This window comes from Flavobacterium xinjiangense, from assembly GCF_900142885.1.
GTDB lineage: Bacteria > Bacteroidota > Bacteroidia > Flavobacteriales > Flavobacteriaceae > Flavobacterium > Flavobacterium xinjiangense.
Genome location: NZ_FRCL01000014.1, coordinates 72,334 through 89,573, shown reverse-complemented (window position 1 = coordinate 89,573; position 17,240 = coordinate 72,334). Strand labels below are relative to the sequence as shown.

Below are 17,240 nucleotides of genomic sequence, written 5' to 3'. Positions count from 1 at the left end.
ACTTTTTAAAAATAAAAACTTTTTTCAATGATCCTGCTGTTCAAGATAATTACTATCTCTACAAATACAAATTCACCAAAAACTTAAAGCCAGAATATTCTTTAGATGATGATTTGTTGTTTCAGGGAAATACCTTTTTTAGTCTTGTTCTGGAGGAAGATGCTAAAGCGGGCGAGCAAGTTGAAATCAGCCACTATGGAATATCAAAAACGTATTTTAATTACATGAGTAAACTATTAAGTGTTTCGGGAACTTCAAGCGGCGGACCCTTTCAGTCTCCACCTGCAAATGTGAAGGGAAATATAAAAAATCAATCGAATTTTGATAATTATCCTTTAGGATATTTCAGATTGAGTGAAGTCGATGTGAAAAATTATACAATCCAATAAACTAATATATATAATTATTAAGTAGTAATAATCAACAAAGTAATTGATATTACAATTATTAGCCGCTATATCTAAATATATACTATGATACGAACCTTGTTTTATTTACTCACTCTATTAGGCTGCCAGATAGGATTTGCGCAGAACCCTATCGTACATATTACGGATTCCAAAAGTGGTGAAAGTATTGCCTATGCAAATATAACTACTAACGAAAAATTAGCCTTTATTTCTAATGCTGAAGGATATTTCTCAATATCGGAAAGTATTAAAAGCGATGAATCTCTTCTTACCATTTCACATCTTGGTTACTTGGAGCGCAAAATTACTATAGGCGAATTGAAAGCGCAGAACTATATTATTCGTTTGGAACCAATAGCATTTGAATTAGAGACCGTGTATATTTCTAATGAAAAGCCTGATCCTTACACAATCATGTCCAAAGTAAAAAATAATCTGCAAATTAATTACAAAAGTAGTGGGGTACCAACAAAAGATTTAATTTTTTACCGAGAGACTAATTCCTTAAGGCCATCTTTATATGATGTAAAAATTACAAAATCAACAGGATTTACAAAACAGGAACTTAAAATAATGAACACAGATCTAAATACATTTTCCTCCAATCTGCGCTTGCACCCACCGATTGAATTTAAAGATTTGTTATGCAATTACTATATTGGTACTTTAAAGCAGAACAGCAAATCCATTGTTATACCCAAGCTTGAAGTAGTAAAAGCGACAATCCTTAAGAATGGAGATCAATCAGTAGCTCTTCAGGATATGAAACAAATGGCCGAAAATATTTTTCTCAAACATCTAGATACAACTAAATATTACAGATTTAAAAGTGGCCTTATTGGTTCTCACGATACTATTTCATTGAGAAAAAGTTTCAATGAGAAGAAAAATAAAATTAAAAAAAATAAATTATCAAGTACAAAATCAAACCTTACCTTAATTATAGATCAGAGTAACTTCATAGAAAGTGACAAACTCAATTTTATAAATAAACCTGAGCTTTATAATTATGCTTATGATGGTAAAATGTATTACAACGAAGATGAATTTGTTTATGTATTGAAGTTCAGTCCCAGAAAAAGTTCAGCAAAATACATTGGAAAACTATATGTTTCGATGACGGATTATGCTGTTCTGCGATGTGATTATGATTTAGTAGAAGGAGAAACAGTCAGTGGAGTCAATATGAAATTTATATTGGGAATCAAAATGTCAGAAAACGCAGGAAAAGGAACTATTATCTACAAGAAAAATCCAAACAATAGCAGCTATTTTTTACAATATTTTTCGATGGAAACAGGTCGATATTTATATATAGACCGTCCTCTTAAACTAATAGAGTTGACCCACGGAGAAAAAGATGTGGCTGCCTTTGACATTAAAATTGAAGGAAATGTCATTAATAAGACGGAATTTTTAAATCTTTCAAAATCAGAAATCACTCAAGATTCTTACGATAAATTTAAAGAGGAAGAGTTTAAATATGTAAATCTTAAACGCTATGATCCTACGATATGGAAAGATTTTATTACCATTGAGCCTTTGGAAGAAATAAAGCAATTTAGAGTCATTAACTAATTAATAAAAGCCTGGGAGTAGATCAATATAGTTTTTACAACTTATATGATTAAACGGTTCTAAATAATAATAAATTATTATGTAACTAATGGCAAAGCTAGCACTTGCCCTTAAGGATTATCTAAGTTGAGTAGGAGGGAGATTAATTATAAAAAGTAATAAATAAATTATTACAACATTAATAACAAGAACGTTAGCCATCTCTTAAACACAAGAATACTAGATAAATTTGAAAAAGAAAATACATGAGGAAATAAAAAATAATATCTTTATTCCTAATTTGACTATAATTAGTTCATAACTTATAAAACCTTGAGAAAGCAGCAGATAAAGTAAAAAGAAGTAGTTTTCTTTAAAAGCGAGGAATTAAATCATTTCTTCAACACTAAAAATCAGCAAGGGAAAAGTCATAGAAGAAATTTAAGATAGTAAAAGTAAAAAAGTTAATAGAATTTTAGTTTTTATAACAAATTACTCAATTTAAACTGGTAAATCAATTTTTATGGAAAAAACAAAAAACAGTTAATCGCACAAACAATACCAAATCATCATTTTATCTAGCAAACAACAATAAATAACTATCTAGTAAATATGAATTTTACCAGCATTTCCAAGAGCCATATGTGAAGCATGATCAATGAAACAAGGCGCTTTAAACTCAATACGATTTAGAATTTTATTGCACGAAAAAACACTAAATAACTAATAAAAAATTATCATGAAAAAAGAAGTAAAAATTGGACTCCTGCTAAGTATGATTTTCTTGTATACAAATGTATTTTGTCAAACCGGTGAAGTTGGCTCAAAAAAAATCAATAATCAGGAAAAGACGGCAAAAACTTATTTAGACCTTATGATTAATGTGGAGAGTACAAACCTTAATTATGGTAGGTCAAACAGCATGTTAACAGATTATAAAAAGCCTGTTAAAGGTTTACAAGCGGGGCTGTCATTTCAAGCCGGTATAACATCCCGATTTTCTGTAGTTTCTGAATTGTATTTTATGAAAAAGGGAGGCAAGTTAATGGTTAATAATCCATTATATACCAACGAATCAACCCTTCGTTTAAATACCTTAGAATTACCGGTACTTGCTCGCCTTCATTTTGGTAAATTCATTCATGTTGGTAAATTTTATGTTAATGCAGGGCCATCCATTGCCTATAATCTTAGTGGAAAGAGGAAAATTGGCGATCAGACTACTAAACTCTCCTTTCATAATTCAAGTGACGGTTTTAAGCGGTTTGATGCAGGAATTCAAATGGGTGGAGGCGTTGAGTTTCCGTTGAAACAAAATAGAATCGCGTTGGACATAAGATACAATTATGGCCTAAGTAATATTTCCTATAATGAGGAAATATATAACAGGGCTTTGATGGTTAGTGTACATTTTTCAAAAGCTTGGAAAACTAACCCACTAGAAAAAAAATAAAATATATTGCATTTCGCAGAAAGTGGGTTCTAAATTTAAAACATAAAAAAGTGAATTTTAACAAAAATACTGCAATGTTTAACGATGAAACAACGAGAAGAACCAAGTTGAGCTCACTACGCAAGAACTCGTTAGCCGCTGGTGCTCTGTACTTACTAACCTTCGTCTCCATACCAACCCTTGCGCTTTACGGCTCAATACACGAATCAAACTACGTCGTTGGTTCAGGTCCTGACACCGCTGTCATCGTCGGAGCTATCCTAGAGATAATCGTGGCTCTTGCTGGAATCGGTACTGCCGTTGTTCTGTTTCCGATATTAAAGAAGCAGAATGAAGGTGTTGCACTGGGACTTGTTGCCTCCAGAATATTAGAAGCCAGTACAATATTTGTGGGCGTTTCGTTCCTTCTGTCCATAGTGAGCTTGCGACAGTCTGGAGCAGGTGCCGATGCTTTGGTCACCAGCCATTCACTTGTTATTCTTTATGATCGTATCTTTCTGATCGGACAAAGTTTAATGCCGGCCGTGAATGGACTGCTGCTGGGATACCTACTGTATCAATCAAGTCTGGTACCGCGAGTGCTTCCCTTGATTGGATTCGTCGGAGCGTTACTGCTCATTGCAGGCGATATAGCCGTACTGTTCGGTTTCATCGGACAACATGACGGTTTAACAGCACTTACTGCAGTTCCAATTGCCCTATGGGAGTTCTCGCTGGGAATATATCTTGTTGTCAAGGGTTTTAAACCATCGCCCATCACCGAGAGTAAATGAGAAAGGGAATGTAAAAAAGATCCAGAAGCTCAAGCCAGTCGCTAGGCTATTTGGGACTAGATCAAGTTGATTTTAATGAGTATTCGAACCTATAATTTAGTACGAATTATATTATAATTAAATAATTAGAATAGCAGCTATATCATTAGCAATAATTATATCTCACAAAAACGAAAGTTAAATCATCGATAGCGAAAGTAAAGTATGGAAAATGTAAACAAAATAAGCCTTTTAACATTATTTCACCGGGACTTAAAAATAGCAAAAAAAGAAGTTTATGATAAATGTGATTTTGTTTTTGAAAACCCAAAACTAAATTCAGAAAGTGAAGAATATGGCGCTTGTACTTTTAAGCTTAACCAAAAGATAATTCAGCACAGAGTATCTAAAATTACCCCAACGAAAACGGGGCAGTTTGTAACAATTTGGAAAAGAGATAAAAAAGGTATAACAGAACCTTTTGATATCAATGATGATATAGATTTTATCATTATTACATCAAGGGATGGCAAAAATTTCGGTCAATTTATTTTTCCGAAAGTGGTTTTAGCTGAAAAAGGGATAATTACACAAAATGGAAAAATTGGAAAACGTGGAATAAGAGTTTATCCACCCTGGGACAAGGTTACAAATAAGCAAGCAGAATTAACTCAAAATTGGCAAACAAAATTTTTTATTTCTATCAAAAACGATAGTTCAACCGAACTGAATTTGATAAAAGCTATATTAATTTAAATTAAAGTAGCTTCTAAAAATAGCAATAGAAGACTGGTCGGCGACAATTCTACTGATACGAATAAAAAAATATAATTAAAAAGGTAGAGAATAATTTATTGCAAGAATTTAAACAACTTATTTTAAAATTTATGAAAACAACAATCACCAAGCAAAATTTTTTTAATTCCCCTTTAATAAGAATCATATTGGGTCTTTTAGTATGTTTTATTGCATTTATTCTCGCGCAGCAATTGTCAGGTAAATTACTTGATCTAACTTCACTAGATAAAAATTACAGAAATCTTATTAAAGGTCTAATTTCATCTGCAGCTGTCATTGCAGCCTATATCTATTTTTTTAGAAAATACGAAAAAAGAGCGATAGCAGAATTTTCAAATAGAGGAATAGCTAGAAATATCATCATTGGTACACTGGTAGGAATACTATTACAAAGTCTCACAATATTAGTAATTATTCTAAGTGGCGGTTTTGAAATAGTTGCTGTCAATCCATTTTCATATGTAATTATCCCCTTTACAGTCGCATTTTCAGTGGCCATTTTTGAAGAAATTTTAATTAGAGGTATCATTTTTCGAATAGTGGAAGAGAAATTAGGCAGCTACATTTCTTTATTAATTACAGCAATTATTTTTGGAGCATTACATCTGGCAAATCCAAACAGTACTTTAATGTCAGGATTGTGTGTTGGTATTGAGGCCGGTTTTCTAATGGGTGCTGCTTATATTTATGCCAGGAATCTGTGGTTCCCAATTGCCATACATTTTGCTTGGAATTTCATGCAATCTGGAATTTTTGGAGCTGTTACATCTGGTAATGAAAAAACTTCAAGTTTACTAACTACTAAAATTACAGGAAGCAACTTAATTACAGGGGGCGAATTTGGTCCAGAAGCAACAATCCAAGCAATAATATTTTGTGTGTTGGCTGCCATCATTTTAATAAAAATGAGTAAAAATAAAATAATTCCTCCTTATTGGAAAAAGTAAACAGCGCGCATTAGCAGTAGCTTTTGCACAACCGCTGAAAAATATTAACTGAATTAAAAATTTTAAACTGGACTAACAAACAAATTAAACACAAAAGATTATGAAATTAAATCTAACTGTAGTATTGATATTACTACTCACAGCTACATTTGCACAATCAAAACAAAGAACTGAAGTTTTGACATTGGGATCATTCCATTTTGCTTTTCGAAATTTAGACTTGATCAAGACAAGTAATAATGACCAAATTGATGTATTGGAACCAAAATATCAAAAAGAAATAGAAGAAATCACTGAACGAATTGCAAAATTTAAGCCAACAATTATCGTTATTGAAAGAGACCCTATTAAGCAGGTAAAATATGACTCGCTATATAATAAATATTTGGAAGGTAAATATAAGTTAGGACGTGATGAAGTAGATCAGATTGGTTTCAGAATTGCCAAAATGATGAAACTGAAAACCTTGTACTGCGTTAACGATTGGGGAAAAAACTATGAAACGCTTAATCCCGTTTTAGAAGGCAAAGACAGCCTTGAAAATAAAAAATTCATGAATTATTTTAATAAATGTACTGATACTATAAAACAATACTTTCCTGAACCAATCTTTAAGACAAAAGGGATTCGAGCAGAATTAATACAAAAAAACAACAGCAATAATATCAAAAAGGATTTTGGTACGTATTTGATCGGCATTTTTAAATATGAAACGAAAGACAATGAATTTTTTGGAGCCGATTTTGTCACAGGTTGGTGGTTCAATAGAAATTTGAGAATTTTTAGAAATATTCAAAAAATAAAGGCAAATCCAACAGATAGAATATTGGTTATTTTTGGCGCAGGACACATGACTTTATTAAATTCATTTTTCGACTCTTCTCCTGAATATAATTTGCAAAAAGTTAACGATTACTTAAAATAAATAGTAGCCGTCTGTTAATATCCCCATTGACAAACAGTATGGAAAACCGAAATAAAAAAATAAAAATGAATATTAAAAATTTCGAATTCAAGGCTAAAATTGATGCTTTAGGAACTTACGAAGAAAAATAATTAAATTTAAATCCTACACTACAAGGAAAATACCAGCAAATTTACACCTATTTTAATGTGAAAATTGGAAGATTAAAATTAAGAGAAAATGACAACGAGAATGTTTTGATTAATTATATCAGAGAAAATACAGCCGATTCAAAAAAATCTGAAGTTATACTTTATCGCCACAAACTCAATAAAGCGATTAAAGATATGTTGGCTTTACAGTTGGGAATAAAAATTATTGTAGATAAAATTAGAAAAATCTATTGTATTGATAATGTAAAATTCCATTTTCATCAGGTAAAAAATTTAGGGACTTTTATGGAAGTGGAAGCAATTGATAAGGACAACTCATTTACAACTGAAAAACTAAAAGAACAATGTGATTTTTATTATGATTATTTTAAAATCAAATCTGAACAATTAGAAAAATCATCGTATAGTGATTTGTTGTTAAGTAAATAATTAATAATACAAAACAATTATAGCTGCAGCTAACAGCAGTTTGGCAATACGGCGGGTTTTGGGCTTATTTTGAAGTTGGTTTTGTACTTGGAAAATCAGTGTCTAACCGGAAGTTTAAGATTCCTTAATCCTCCACATTGCCAAGTGACCAAACGTTGTATGCCATTTAAGCAGACAGACATCAACTTTAAAGAAAGAAAAACTTGAAAAGAGAAGATAAAAAAAACTATAGGCAACATTTAATCGACAAAATTGAAGGATCAGTTGAACAAAGAGAAGTGACTATTGGAACAATTAAAACGACCTATTTGTTATGTGGCAATGGTGAACCTGTAATTTTCCTGCACGGAGCTGGTGCAGGTGCTGTTACTTGGTATCCATCAATTAATACAATCTCTAAAAATTTTCAAGTAGTAGCACCAGATATAGTTGGATATGGAGAATCTGATAAACCTGATGCACCTTATAATAGACCCTATTTTTCGAAGTGGCTAAAAGATTTTCTAAAAGAATTGAAAATAGCAAAGGCTCATATTGTCGGATTATCTCAAGGTGGCGCTATTGCGTTGCAGTTTGCTATAGACAATGCTGAAATGGTTGATAAACTTGTTTTAGTGGACTCTGCAGGTTTAGGTGCAAAAGTTTCTTTTTGGCCTTTAATTGGAACAATATGGATGAATAGTTTTCCATCATCAATGGCAAATCGTTTTAATTCACCTTATCTACTCCATAAACCCACAAACAGAGACCCAAACCATATTGGCTACTCAATAGACGTTCTCAAATCTAAAGGGGGAAAAAAAGCATTTAAGCAAGGACGTGGAACCGCTGTATCTAAAATACCAGAAGAATTATTAAAGCAAATAGAAAATGAAACACTTATCATTTGGGGGAAAGATGATAAATTATTTTCTGTTGAATATGGTGAAGCAGCAGCTAAAATTATCCCAAATGCAAAGCTTAATGTAATTCAAGATGCTGGACATTTACCGTTAATGGATCAACCAGAAATTTTCAATAAAATTCTTGATGACTTTTTAAAAAGCAAATAAAAATAGCATACAACTGCCGTCGGCAATATGGCGGGATTAGGCTTAATTTGAAGTTGGCGTTGTACTTGAAAATTAGTTATTAACCGAAAGTTTAGGGTTCCTTAATCCGCCACATCGCCAAGCCGCACGTTAGCGGTCATTGTAAACGAACGACACAGAAACAAAGATTATAAATAATTTGACATTTGGACAAAAGAGTAAAATTTGACTTTGAAATATACTTTACCAACGGAGGAAGCATAAAAGGCGAGGATTTTCGACTTGATATATTGGGCAATAATATCTCTGACAAAGAACTTGCGCACTATATTGTAGCAGATTTAAGACTTCTTATGGTAGGAGAAACTAAAATACTGAATAAAGAAATATTGACCGATCCTCATAAAAGAAAACCTATTAATGCCAAAATAGAGAATGACTTATTAATAGATTTAAGCCACACAATTGAACACGGACTTGTAACTTACAAAGGTTTACCAGCACCAATTGTTTGCGATTATTTAAGCAGAGAAAACTCAAAACAATTTTACGCCGAAGGAACTGAATTTCAAATTGGTAAAATTGAAATGGTTACAAACACAGGAACTTATATTGACTGCCCATTTCATAGATTTGAAAACGGGAAAGACCTTTCAGAAGTTGGATTAGAATGTTTTACAGACCTTGACGCAATTGTAATTAGCATACCATTTTCAGAAACATTGGAAATAACAGAAGAACATTTAAAAAACTACGAAATTAGAAATAGAGCAGTTTTAATTCATACAGGTTGGGACAGTAATTGGAATACAGAGAAATATTATGAAAACCACCCTTATTTGACAGAAGGTGCAGCGAAATATCTAAAAAATTGTAGTGTTAAATTAGTTGGAATTGACTCTCATAATATTGACAGTACATTAGGGAAAACGAGACCTGTTCATACGACACTTTTGGGAGCTGAGATTTTAATTGTTGAACATCTTTGCAACCTTTATTTATTGCCCAAAGACGGTTCTACTTTTAGTGCTATTCCGCCCAAATTTAAAGGAGTTGGGACATTTCCAGTAAGAGCAATGGCTAAACTGACAAAAAATGTTTAACGAAATGAAAAACAACGAACCGCTATCACAGGTTTTACGCTATTGCGGGTTTTGGGCTTAATTTAAAGTTGGCTTCGTACTTGAAAATTTGTTATTAACCGAAAGTTTAGGCTTTCTTAATCCGCTAAAAGGCCATTTACACAAACGGTAGTCGTTCTCAAAACCTAAATTTAACTTTAACACAAAATATAACATTAATAAAAAGAAATCATGAAAAAAGGAACACTAACGCTGTTTGTAATTCTATTTACAGTATTTGTCACCAATGCGCAGGCATACAGAACAAAAATAGACTCCTTAATCCAAAAAGCCGTTGAGCTGAACCGCTTTAATGGTTCTGTTCTTGTAAGTAAAAATGGCAAGATAGTATATGAAAAAGCTGAAGTCGATTAATAACTGGTGGAGAATATGGCCCCGAATGGACGATGCAAGCTATAATCTTTTGTGTATGGCTTCAATTATATTAATGCAATTAAATAGAGATAAAATTATCAGCCCCTATTAGAAAAAAGTAAATGGAGTTCAGAATCAATAACTGTTACACAAATGCTGTCAAAAATCTAAATGCAATTAAATGTGATATTGCCTGTTTTTCCAAAACCAAATATAAATCAAATTAAAATCTATGACTAATTTTAAAATATTAGCTAAATACTCACTAATTATACTAATCGCGGTTTTTTTTACATTCTTTTTTCACGAATTTAGTCATTGGATTACAGGGGAATTATTAGGATATAAAATGACTATGCGATTAAACTATGTTTCATTAACAGGTGGAGGTGAATACAAGGAATTTTGGGAAAATAATGTAATCAGTGCAGCGGGTCCAATTTTCACAATAATTCAAGGAATTGTTTTTTATGAAATAATGAAAAAATATAAAAATATAAATTTTTTCCCTTTTTTATTCCTTCCTTTTTTTATGAGATTATTAGCATTTACAATGAGTTTTAATTTACCAAATGATGAAGCAAGAATAAGTAGAGATTTGGGAATAGGGACCTACACTTTGTTTATTATTGTTTGCTTATTTCTTGGTTTATTAGTTTACAAAATATCTAAAAAATATTCATTAGACATCAAGTTTCAAATGATTAATATCATTTTAACTTCCATTTTTATTACTCTATTTGTATTGGTAGATAATTTCTTTAAAATTAAAATAATAAATTAATCCTTAAAAATGTGAATATTAGAACTTATAACTCGTTTCGGAGTAACTCGCTTATCAACCTTAATTGATAACCTGAGCAATGAGTCCTGAACTTTTAAGAACAGAATAATCGTGTGCAAATAAAATTTTCAACCGGTCCCTTCTATGCACCAGATTAAAACTAAAACTTTGAAAATCATTTAATATTACGAAAAATCACAATGAAAAATTACCTCTTTAGAAAAGCTAAAATTACTGAAATTTCCCAGATATGGGAAATTTTGCAACAAGCTATAAAAAGTAGAAAAGATGACGGAAGTAATCAATGGCAGGACGGCTATCCAAATCAAGAAGTTGTTCTAAAAGATATTGAAAAAGAAGAAGGATTTATTTTGTTAGAAGGAGGAACAATAATTGGATATTGTGCAGTATCAATCAATGATGAACCTGAATATGACAAAATTGAAGGAAAGTGGCTAACCAGTGATGATTTCGTTGTGTTTCATCGTGTAGCCATTTCTAAAAATAATTTAGGGAAAGGTTTAGCAAAAATGATGGTCAAACATATAGAAGATTTTGCACTAAATAACAGTATATATAGCATAAAAGCAGACACGAGTTTTGACAACATTCCAATGATGAAAATTTTTGAAAAATTGGGCTACACTTTTTGTGGTGAAGTGTATTTCAGAGGAAGCCCAAGAAAAGTATATGAGAAAGTTCTATCTAAAACATTAGATAATGATTTGTTAAAATAAAAAACTGCAAACGATGAAAAAATAACTAAATAAAAAATGACAGTAATGCAATTATTATTGATGATAATCAAATTTAATTTCATACAAGTCCTATTAAACTTCATTTTTGTCCTGTTCTAAATAAGTGAATCCTCAATACTTTTGCACAAATATTAAAATCTCTTTCATCATATGAACTAACCTACAACTAAAATGATAAAAATCGACCGTCTTTTTCTTTTTTTTTGTCAACATTAACTGTAGCAGCACAATACAATTCAGATGCACCTTGGATGATATATCTGTGAAGTCTAAACGGTACAACAAACATTCACAAAATCAAGTCTTTGACAAATACATTTAAAATATAAATACTTATGAAAATTAAAACAAACAATCATCTCTTCCTCTTTTTATTCTTTTTTTTACAAGTAGTAATTAACTCGCTTTACAGTCAGGAAAAAAAATATTCTCCTGAAATAGAAAAAAAGATAACGGAAGTAGAAAACAATCTAGGTCTTTGGGTTAATGTAGAGGGAGCATCGAACCAAAAAACATTACAACAACAAATGGATTTTTATCATGTGAATGGCGTGAGTATTGCAGTTGTTAAGGATTATAAAATCGAATGGTCAAGGGGCTATGGCTGGGCAGATAGCTCTGAGCAACGTCCTGTTACAACGGCAACATTATTTCAAGCTGGTTCAATAAGTAAATCTATAAATGGAATTGGTATTCTAAAATTAGTTCAAGAAAAGCAATTAAATTTAGATACGGATATCAATGAATATTTAAAAACATGGAAGTTTCCGTATGATTCATTATCCAAGGGCAAAAAAATAACTCTTGCCAATTTGTTGAGTCATACTGCTGGTCTAAAAGTCTACGGATTCCCCGGATATGAAATAGGGAATACCATACCAGCACTTAATGCTATCTTAGACGGAAAAAAGCCCTCTATTACACCTGCTGTTCGTTCTGCTTTTGAACCAGGATTAAAATTTCAATATTCTGGGGGAGGAATTGCAATTTCGCAAGCAGTATTACAAGATATTACTAATAAACCATATGATGTTTTCATGTGGGAGTCAGTCTTAAAACCGCTGGGAATGAATAATAGTTTTTATACAATACCCATTTCATGCGATAAACAAAACGTCTTGGCAACCGCATATAAGGAAGATGGAAATGAAGTAATAGGAAAATTTCATATTTATCCCGAACAAGCAGCTGCCGGTTTGTGGACGAATCCTACTGATTTAGCTTGTTACATCATTGAAACACAATTAGCCATGCAGGATAAGTCCAACAAAGTACTTTCTCAAGAAATGACGAAAATCAGATTGACTCCCTTTACAGATAGTAAGTCAGCGTTAGGAGTGTTTATTGATAAAAAAGGAGAACAGACCTATTTTCAACATGGGGGCAAAAACGAAGGATTTGTTGCTCAATACTATGGTAGTATGGAAGGCGGTAATGGAGTGGTAGTAATGGCAAATACTTCTAACACTGCAATTTTAATGGAAATTATAAACAGTGTAGCTGTAGTTTATGACTGGAAGCAGTTTTATGAGCCACAAATTAAAAAAGTGGTTAAAATAAATAATGATATTTTAGAAACCTATTTAGGAGAATACAAAATAGGCGGTAATATATTATCAATAAAAAAAATAGATAATGAAATTATAATCTGTCAAGGCAAAGAGAAAAATAAATTGAATTTTATTTCAGATACAGATTTCTTTCTAGTTGAAAAACCAGGTGATGAATTCAAGTTTACCTTTAATAGTGTAAATCAAGTAGATGGAATAAATTTAAAGAAAGGCAAAAATATTATAAAGATCAATAAAATCTAGCACTAGTCCACTTTTTAATCAATGTTTTATATTTTCTAAACTTCTCTAACATGACCAGATCAAAAATCATCAAAAATAACAAAATATGAACAGCATCTTTTAGAAAAAAATCATTTTTATTTTGAATAAAAATTTTTAATCTATTTTGGCAATTATAAAGAAATATTAGCAATAAATTTATTAATAAGTTACGGTAATATATTATGTTTGCAAGTAAATGTTAATTATTGTGTGATATCAAAAAGTAAAAGATGATTAATATTTGATGTAGATTAAATAATGGTTGCTATTGATTTTTTTCAATTTTTCCAAAAAACTGTTATAGTTTATGGGTGATAATTATATTAAAATTGAAACATAGAAAAAACATTAAAACTAGAATTTTAAATGGTACGCATTGTGAAAAATAAATATACAAGAAAGACAAAATAAAGGACTTAATTTTTTTTTTATAACTAATGAAATTGACTGAAGAAAAATAAAAGTATTTTGATGTTATAATATAAAAATATAATAAAATGAAACTAGAAATAAAAAATATTTCCAAACAATACGATAAAAATAAATTTGGATTACAAAATTTTTCAATGACTATTGAAAATGGAATTTTGGGTTTGCTCGGACCAAATGGTGCAGGAAAATCCACTCTAATGAAAATTATTGCAACCATTTCGAATCCGACAAGTGGCCAAATTTTGTTAGATGGTATAGATATAACAAAAAAACCAAACCAAATCAGGAAAATTCTGGGTTATTTACCTCAAGATTTTGGCGTGTATCCTAATTTGAATGCTTACGAATTTTTGGAATATATTGCTGCAATGAAAGGGATTGGTGGAACAAATTTAAAAGATAGAATTTCTCAATTATTGGAAGGTGTAAATCTTACTGATGCAGCTAAAAAACCTATCGGAACTTATTCTGGCGGGATGAAACAACGCATTGGTATTGCACAAGTTTTGTTAAATGACCCCAAAGTACTAATTTTTGACGAGCCAACTGTTGGACTCGATCCTGAAGAACGAGTGCGTTTTAGAAATTTAATTTCTGATTTAGCTAATGATTGTATTGTCATTCTTTCTTCTCATATTGTATCTGACATTGAGACCATTGCCGATAAAGTAGCGATTATGCAAAACGGAAAGCTTATTTCCCAAGGCTATCAGCAAGATATTATAGATGCCGTTAAAAATAAGGTTTTTGAACTCGAAATTGACAAAAATGCTTTAAATGAATTCAAAACAAACCATTTGATTTTAAATACAGTTCGTAAAAAAGAAAACATTTTGGTTCGATTTGTCGGCGAAGTAAGACCCGTTAATGCAACACTTTGCAATGCAACTTTAGAAGATGCTTATCTGTTTCATACTAAAAAATAAAATTATGGGTCTCTATAAAAATATAATCAAAGCAGACTACCTTCAACGTACCCGAAGTTATATTTTTCTTATCACTTTATTGGGAAGTGTTTATGTAGCTTATAGTTTTATTCCGAGCTACGATTCTCACTATATAACGGTAAGAGTCAACAATTTTGTTGGAAAAAATAATTTGGCTTGGATTGGTCACGTTACCGCCATAATGGCAAGTGCTTTTCTGTGGCTTATCGGTTTTTATCTGGTTAACAATAGCATAAAACGTGATAGAGAAACCGGGGTTGGGCAAATAATAGCCACAACTTCAGTTAGTAATTTTGAATATCTATTAGCCAAGGCATTAAGTAATTTTTGTGTTTTATTAACAATTACTTTCGTTATTATTTTGATTGCTTTAGGAATATTTATTTTCCGGGGTGAAAGCGGAAATTTTAATTTTATTCAGTTTTTAATGCCTTATTTGTTAGTAACGGTTCCAAGTGTATTTTTGGTTTCAGTTTTGGCTATTGTATTTGAAATTATTTTTGGAAATAAAACAAATTTACTAAATGTTGCCTTTTTCTGTTTGTTCGGCGTTATCATTGCGAAGACTAACGTTGGCAATTATTCAGGTTTAGTATACATCGATCCTTTAGGAATCAAATATTTAGCTAATCAAATGGTTGAGGCTGTCAATACTATAAGTCCGAGCAGCACTAACGATTTTTCGGCGGGTTATTTATTTAGCAAAAATCAGAAAAAGTTATATTTTGATTTTCAAGGGTCTGACTGGTCTGTTTTCTTTATTTTAAGTCGAATAATCTGGATTGGAATTGGTTTTTGTTTACTTTTTATAGCTTCGAGAATGTTCAATAGATTCGATTCAAAAACTATTGTTTTGTCTAAAAAGAAAAATTTTCACTTAATCGTTAGTGAAATTAAAACCGAAGCAAAGGAAATTCAATTATCAAAATTATCAAAAGCAACTCCACAATTCGGAATTTTTCCGATTGTAAAAGCTGAATTTCTAATGCTTATTCGTAAAGGGCCAGAATGGTTTTGGCTTATTAATTTTGGAGGTATGATTGCTTTGGTTTTGCTGCCGATAAATAAAGCCTATCAAATTGTACTGCCAGTATTATGGTTTTTACAAATCAATCGTTGGGCAGATTTGTCAACTAAAGAAAAGTTTTTTGGCACTAGTAATTTTATTTATTCGTCGTTCAAGCCTTTACATCGATTATTAACCTCCCAAATTCTGGCGGGATTTTTACTCGCTATTTTCTTGGCTTTTCCTATACTGATCAGAGAACTAATTGCAGGTAATTTGATATCGACCCTGGCAATAATTGTCGGAAGTTTGTTTTTAGTATCATTTGCAATATTTAGCGGAATAATTTCTGGAGGAAAACGATTGTTCGAGATTTTATTTTTTGCTGTAACTTATGCGATTATTAATGCCGTTCCATTTGTAGATTATTTCGGAGGATTTCATCAAGATTTTCAATATTTAATTTTATTGATTGTGGTATTACTATTGGTTTTGATTGCATCATTTTTATTACGCAATCGAGAAATTAAGAATCAATAATTTTTATTATGTCCAGAGCTAAAAAAAGATCAAAATCTACGTCTTGTCCCAATTGCCATGGAGTTTTTGGAGATGCTAATTATAATTTTTGCCCATACTGCGGACAAGAAAACCATACCCACAAACTGCCAGTAAAACACTTTGTAATGGAAACTTTAGAGTCTTTTACGCATTTTGACACCAAGTTCTTAAATACACTAAAAGATTTAATTTTGAAACCTGGTTTAGTTACTAAAAACTACAATTCTAATAAACGCGCTAGATATGTGCCTCCAATTAAAATGTATGTTTTTATTACGTTTCTTTTTTTATTAATAGTTTCTTTTTTGTTTAATCATGCTATTGAAGAAAAAAATGAAATTTTTAGAAAAGATATCATGCATGCTAAAACAAATGGGATTAATCTGTATAGCAAAACTGAAATTGATTCGTTGACATTTATTAGCTTGCGAAGTGTAAAAAACCTTACAAATTCAAAAGTTGATTCTATTTTAATTGCAAGAAATACAAAGACGGATTGGTTCAATACCAGAATTGTAAATTCCTTTATAAAACTTCAAACGGGTGATTTGCAAATTTCAGAGCTTTATAAAAAATTCATCAAATACGCTTCTTATTCATTTTTTATATTCATGCCCTTTTTTGCTTTAATACTCAAACAGTTTTATTTCAGAAAAGACTATTATTACTCTGAGTTTTTAGTTTTTTCAATTTTCTATCATATTTTTATTTTTGGATTATTGGGGCTTTTGCTCCTTATTGAAAAGGTATTTAATATCAATTATGGTTATTTATTGATCTCTTTTTTTGTCATTATTTTTATTTATTTAGGAATTTCTTTAAAAACGGTTTTCGAAGGAAGCTGGATAAAAAGTATCTTTAAAACAACAGTTTTGTCTTTTCTATATGTTTTTTGTCTGTTCTTTTTGTTTATTTTTTTAGTTCTGGGGAGCATGATTTAGTTTGAGTAATTAAAAGTTTTAATTTT

16 protein-coding genes and 1 pseudogene are annotated in these 17,240 nt (G+C 31.0%); all 17 read left to right on the top strand.

Features of this window, described 5'->3' with window-relative positions:
* A partial coding sequence (locus tag BUC23_RS14755; protein ID WP_139259907.1) for a DUF4249 family protein occupies positions 1–389 on the top strand: 389 nt, incomplete at its 5' end.
* A gap of 84 nt (positions 390–473) precedes the next feature.
* Complete coding sequence (locus tag BUC23_RS14750) at positions 474–1,988, top strand: carboxypeptidase-like regulatory domain-containing protein (RefSeq protein ID WP_073210740.1); 1,515 nt, start codon at positions 474–476, stop codon at positions 1,986–1,988.
* A gap of 718 nt (positions 1,989–2,706) precedes the next feature.
* Positions 2,707–3,420: a porin family protein gene (locus BUC23_RS14745; protein ID WP_073210738.1), complete on the top strand. Its 714-nt coding sequence runs from the start codon at positions 2,707–2,709 to the stop codon at positions 3,418–3,420.
* Positions 3,421–3,470: 50 nt separating this feature from the next.
* Positions 3,471–4,193: a DUF4386 domain-containing protein gene (locus tag BUC23_RS14740; protein WP_208609328.1), complete on the top strand. Its 723-nt coding sequence runs from the start codon at positions 3,471–3,473 to the stop codon at positions 4,191–4,193.
* Positions 4,194–4,397: 204 nt separating this feature from the next.
* Positions 4,398–4,928 (top strand): MepB family protein, encoded by a 531-nt coding sequence (locus BUC23_RS14735; RefSeq protein ID WP_073210736.1) that lies wholly within the window; start codon positions 4,398–4,400, stop codon positions 4,926–4,928.
* A gap of 98 nt (positions 4,929–5,026) precedes the next feature.
* Positions 5,027–5,917: a CPBP family intramembrane glutamic endopeptidase gene (locus BUC23_RS14730; protein WP_244153816.1), complete on the top strand. Its 891-nt coding sequence runs from the start codon at positions 5,027–5,029 to the stop codon at positions 5,915–5,917.
* Positions 5,918–6,017: 100 nt separating this feature from the next.
* Complete coding sequence (locus BUC23_RS14725) at positions 6,018–6,842, top strand: DUF5694 domain-containing protein (protein ID WP_073210732.1); 825 nt, start codon at positions 6,018–6,020, stop codon at positions 6,840–6,842.
* 149 nt (positions 6,843–6,991) lie between these two features.
* Positions 6,992–7,423, top strand: a pseudogene (locus tag BUC23_RS14720) (CYTH domain-containing protein); the annotation flags it as partial.
* 203 nt (positions 7,424–7,626) lie between these two features.
* Entirely contained in the window at positions 7,627–8,475 is an 849-nt protein-coding gene (locus tag BUC23_RS14715; protein ID WP_208609327.1) for an alpha/beta fold hydrolase, read from the top strand.
* A gap of 185 nt (positions 8,476–8,660) precedes the next feature.
* The gene (locus BUC23_RS14710; protein WP_073210731.1) at positions 8,661–9,557 is read left to right on the top strand and encodes a cyclase family protein; all 897 of its coding nucleotides are present in this window, start codon (positions 8,661–8,663) and stop codon (positions 9,555–9,557) included.
* Between the two features lie 210 nt (positions 9,558–9,767).
* Positions 9,768–9,950, top strand: a complete 183-nt coding sequence (locus BUC23_RS14705) for a hypothetical protein (RefSeq protein WP_073210729.1) — start codon at positions 9,768–9,770, stop codon at positions 9,948–9,950.
* A gap of 232 nt (positions 9,951–10,182) precedes the next feature.
* A complete protein-coding gene (locus BUC23_RS14700) occupies positions 10,183–10,734 on the top strand; it encodes a hypothetical protein (protein WP_073210727.1) in 552 nt (183 codons plus the stop codon).
* 200 nt (positions 10,735–10,934) lie between these two features.
* Positions 10,935–11,471: a GNAT family N-acetyltransferase gene (locus BUC23_RS14695; RefSeq protein ID WP_073210725.1), complete on the top strand. Its 537-nt coding sequence runs from the start codon at positions 10,935–10,937 to the stop codon at positions 11,469–11,471.
* Positions 11,472–11,827: 356 nt separating this feature from the next.
* Positions 11,828–13,306 carry a serine hydrolase domain-containing protein gene (locus BUC23_RS14690; RefSeq protein WP_073210723.1) on the top strand — a complete coding sequence of 493 codons (1,479 nt, stop codon included), beginning with the start codon at positions 11,828–11,830 and terminating at the stop codon, positions 13,304–13,306.
* Between the two features lie 518 nt (positions 13,307–13,824).
* Positions 13,825–14,685, top strand: a complete 861-nt coding sequence (locus BUC23_RS14680) for an ABC transporter ATP-binding protein (protein ID WP_073210718.1) — start codon at positions 13,825–13,827, stop codon at positions 14,683–14,685.
* Between the two features lie 4 nt (positions 14,686–14,689).
* The gene (locus BUC23_RS14675) at positions 14,690–16,252 is read left to right on the top strand and encodes an ABC transporter permease (protein ID WP_073210757.1); all 1,563 of its coding nucleotides are present in this window, start codon (positions 14,690–14,692) and stop codon (positions 16,250–16,252) included.
* Between the two features lie 146 nt (positions 16,253–16,398).
* Positions 16,399–17,214 (top strand): DUF3667 domain-containing protein, encoded by an 816-nt coding sequence (locus BUC23_RS14670; protein ID WP_167365587.1) that lies wholly within the window; start codon positions 16,399–16,401, stop codon positions 17,212–17,214.
* The last annotated feature ends 26 nt before the right edge of the window (positions 17,215–17,240 follow it).

Coding starts and splice junctions, on each gene's coding strand:
- BUC23_RS14700 (WP_073210727.1), top strand. CDS start 10,183: ATGACTAATTTTAAAATATTAGCTAAATACTCACTAATTATACTAATC.
- BUC23_RS14680 (WP_073210718.1), top strand. CDS start 13,825: ATGAAACTAGAAATAAAAAATATTTCCAAACAATACGATAAAAATAAA.
- BUC23_RS14745 (WP_073210738.1), top strand. CDS start 2,707: ATGAAAAAAGAAGTAAAAATTGGACTCCTGCTAAGTATGATTTTCTTG.
- BUC23_RS14750 (WP_073210740.1), top strand. CDS start 474: ATGATACGAACCTTGTTTTATTTACTCACTCTATTAGGCTGCCAGATA.
- BUC23_RS14695 (WP_073210725.1), top strand. CDS start 10,935: ATGAAAAATTACCTCTTTAGAAAAGCTAAAATTACTGAAATTTCCCAG.
- BUC23_RS14725 (WP_073210732.1), top strand. CDS start 6,018: ATGAAATTAAATCTAACTGTAGTATTGATATTACTACTCACAGCTACA.
- BUC23_RS14670 (WP_167365587.1), top strand. CDS start 16,399: ATGGAAACTTTAGAGTCTTTTACGCATTTTGACACCAAGTTCTTAAAT.
- BUC23_RS14735 (WP_073210736.1), top strand. CDS start 4,398: ATGGAAAATGTAAACAAAATAAGCCTTTTAACATTATTTCACCGGGAC.
- BUC23_RS14675 (WP_073210757.1), top strand. CDS start 14,690: ATGGGTCTCTATAAAAATATAATCAAAGCAGACTACCTTCAACGTACC.
- BUC23_RS14705 (WP_073210729.1), top strand. CDS start 9,768: ATGAAAAAAGGAACACTAACGCTGTTTGTAATTCTATTTACAGTATTT.
- BUC23_RS14690 (WP_073210723.1), top strand. CDS start 11,828: ATGAAAATTAAAACAAACAATCATCTCTTCCTCTTTTTATTCTTTTTT.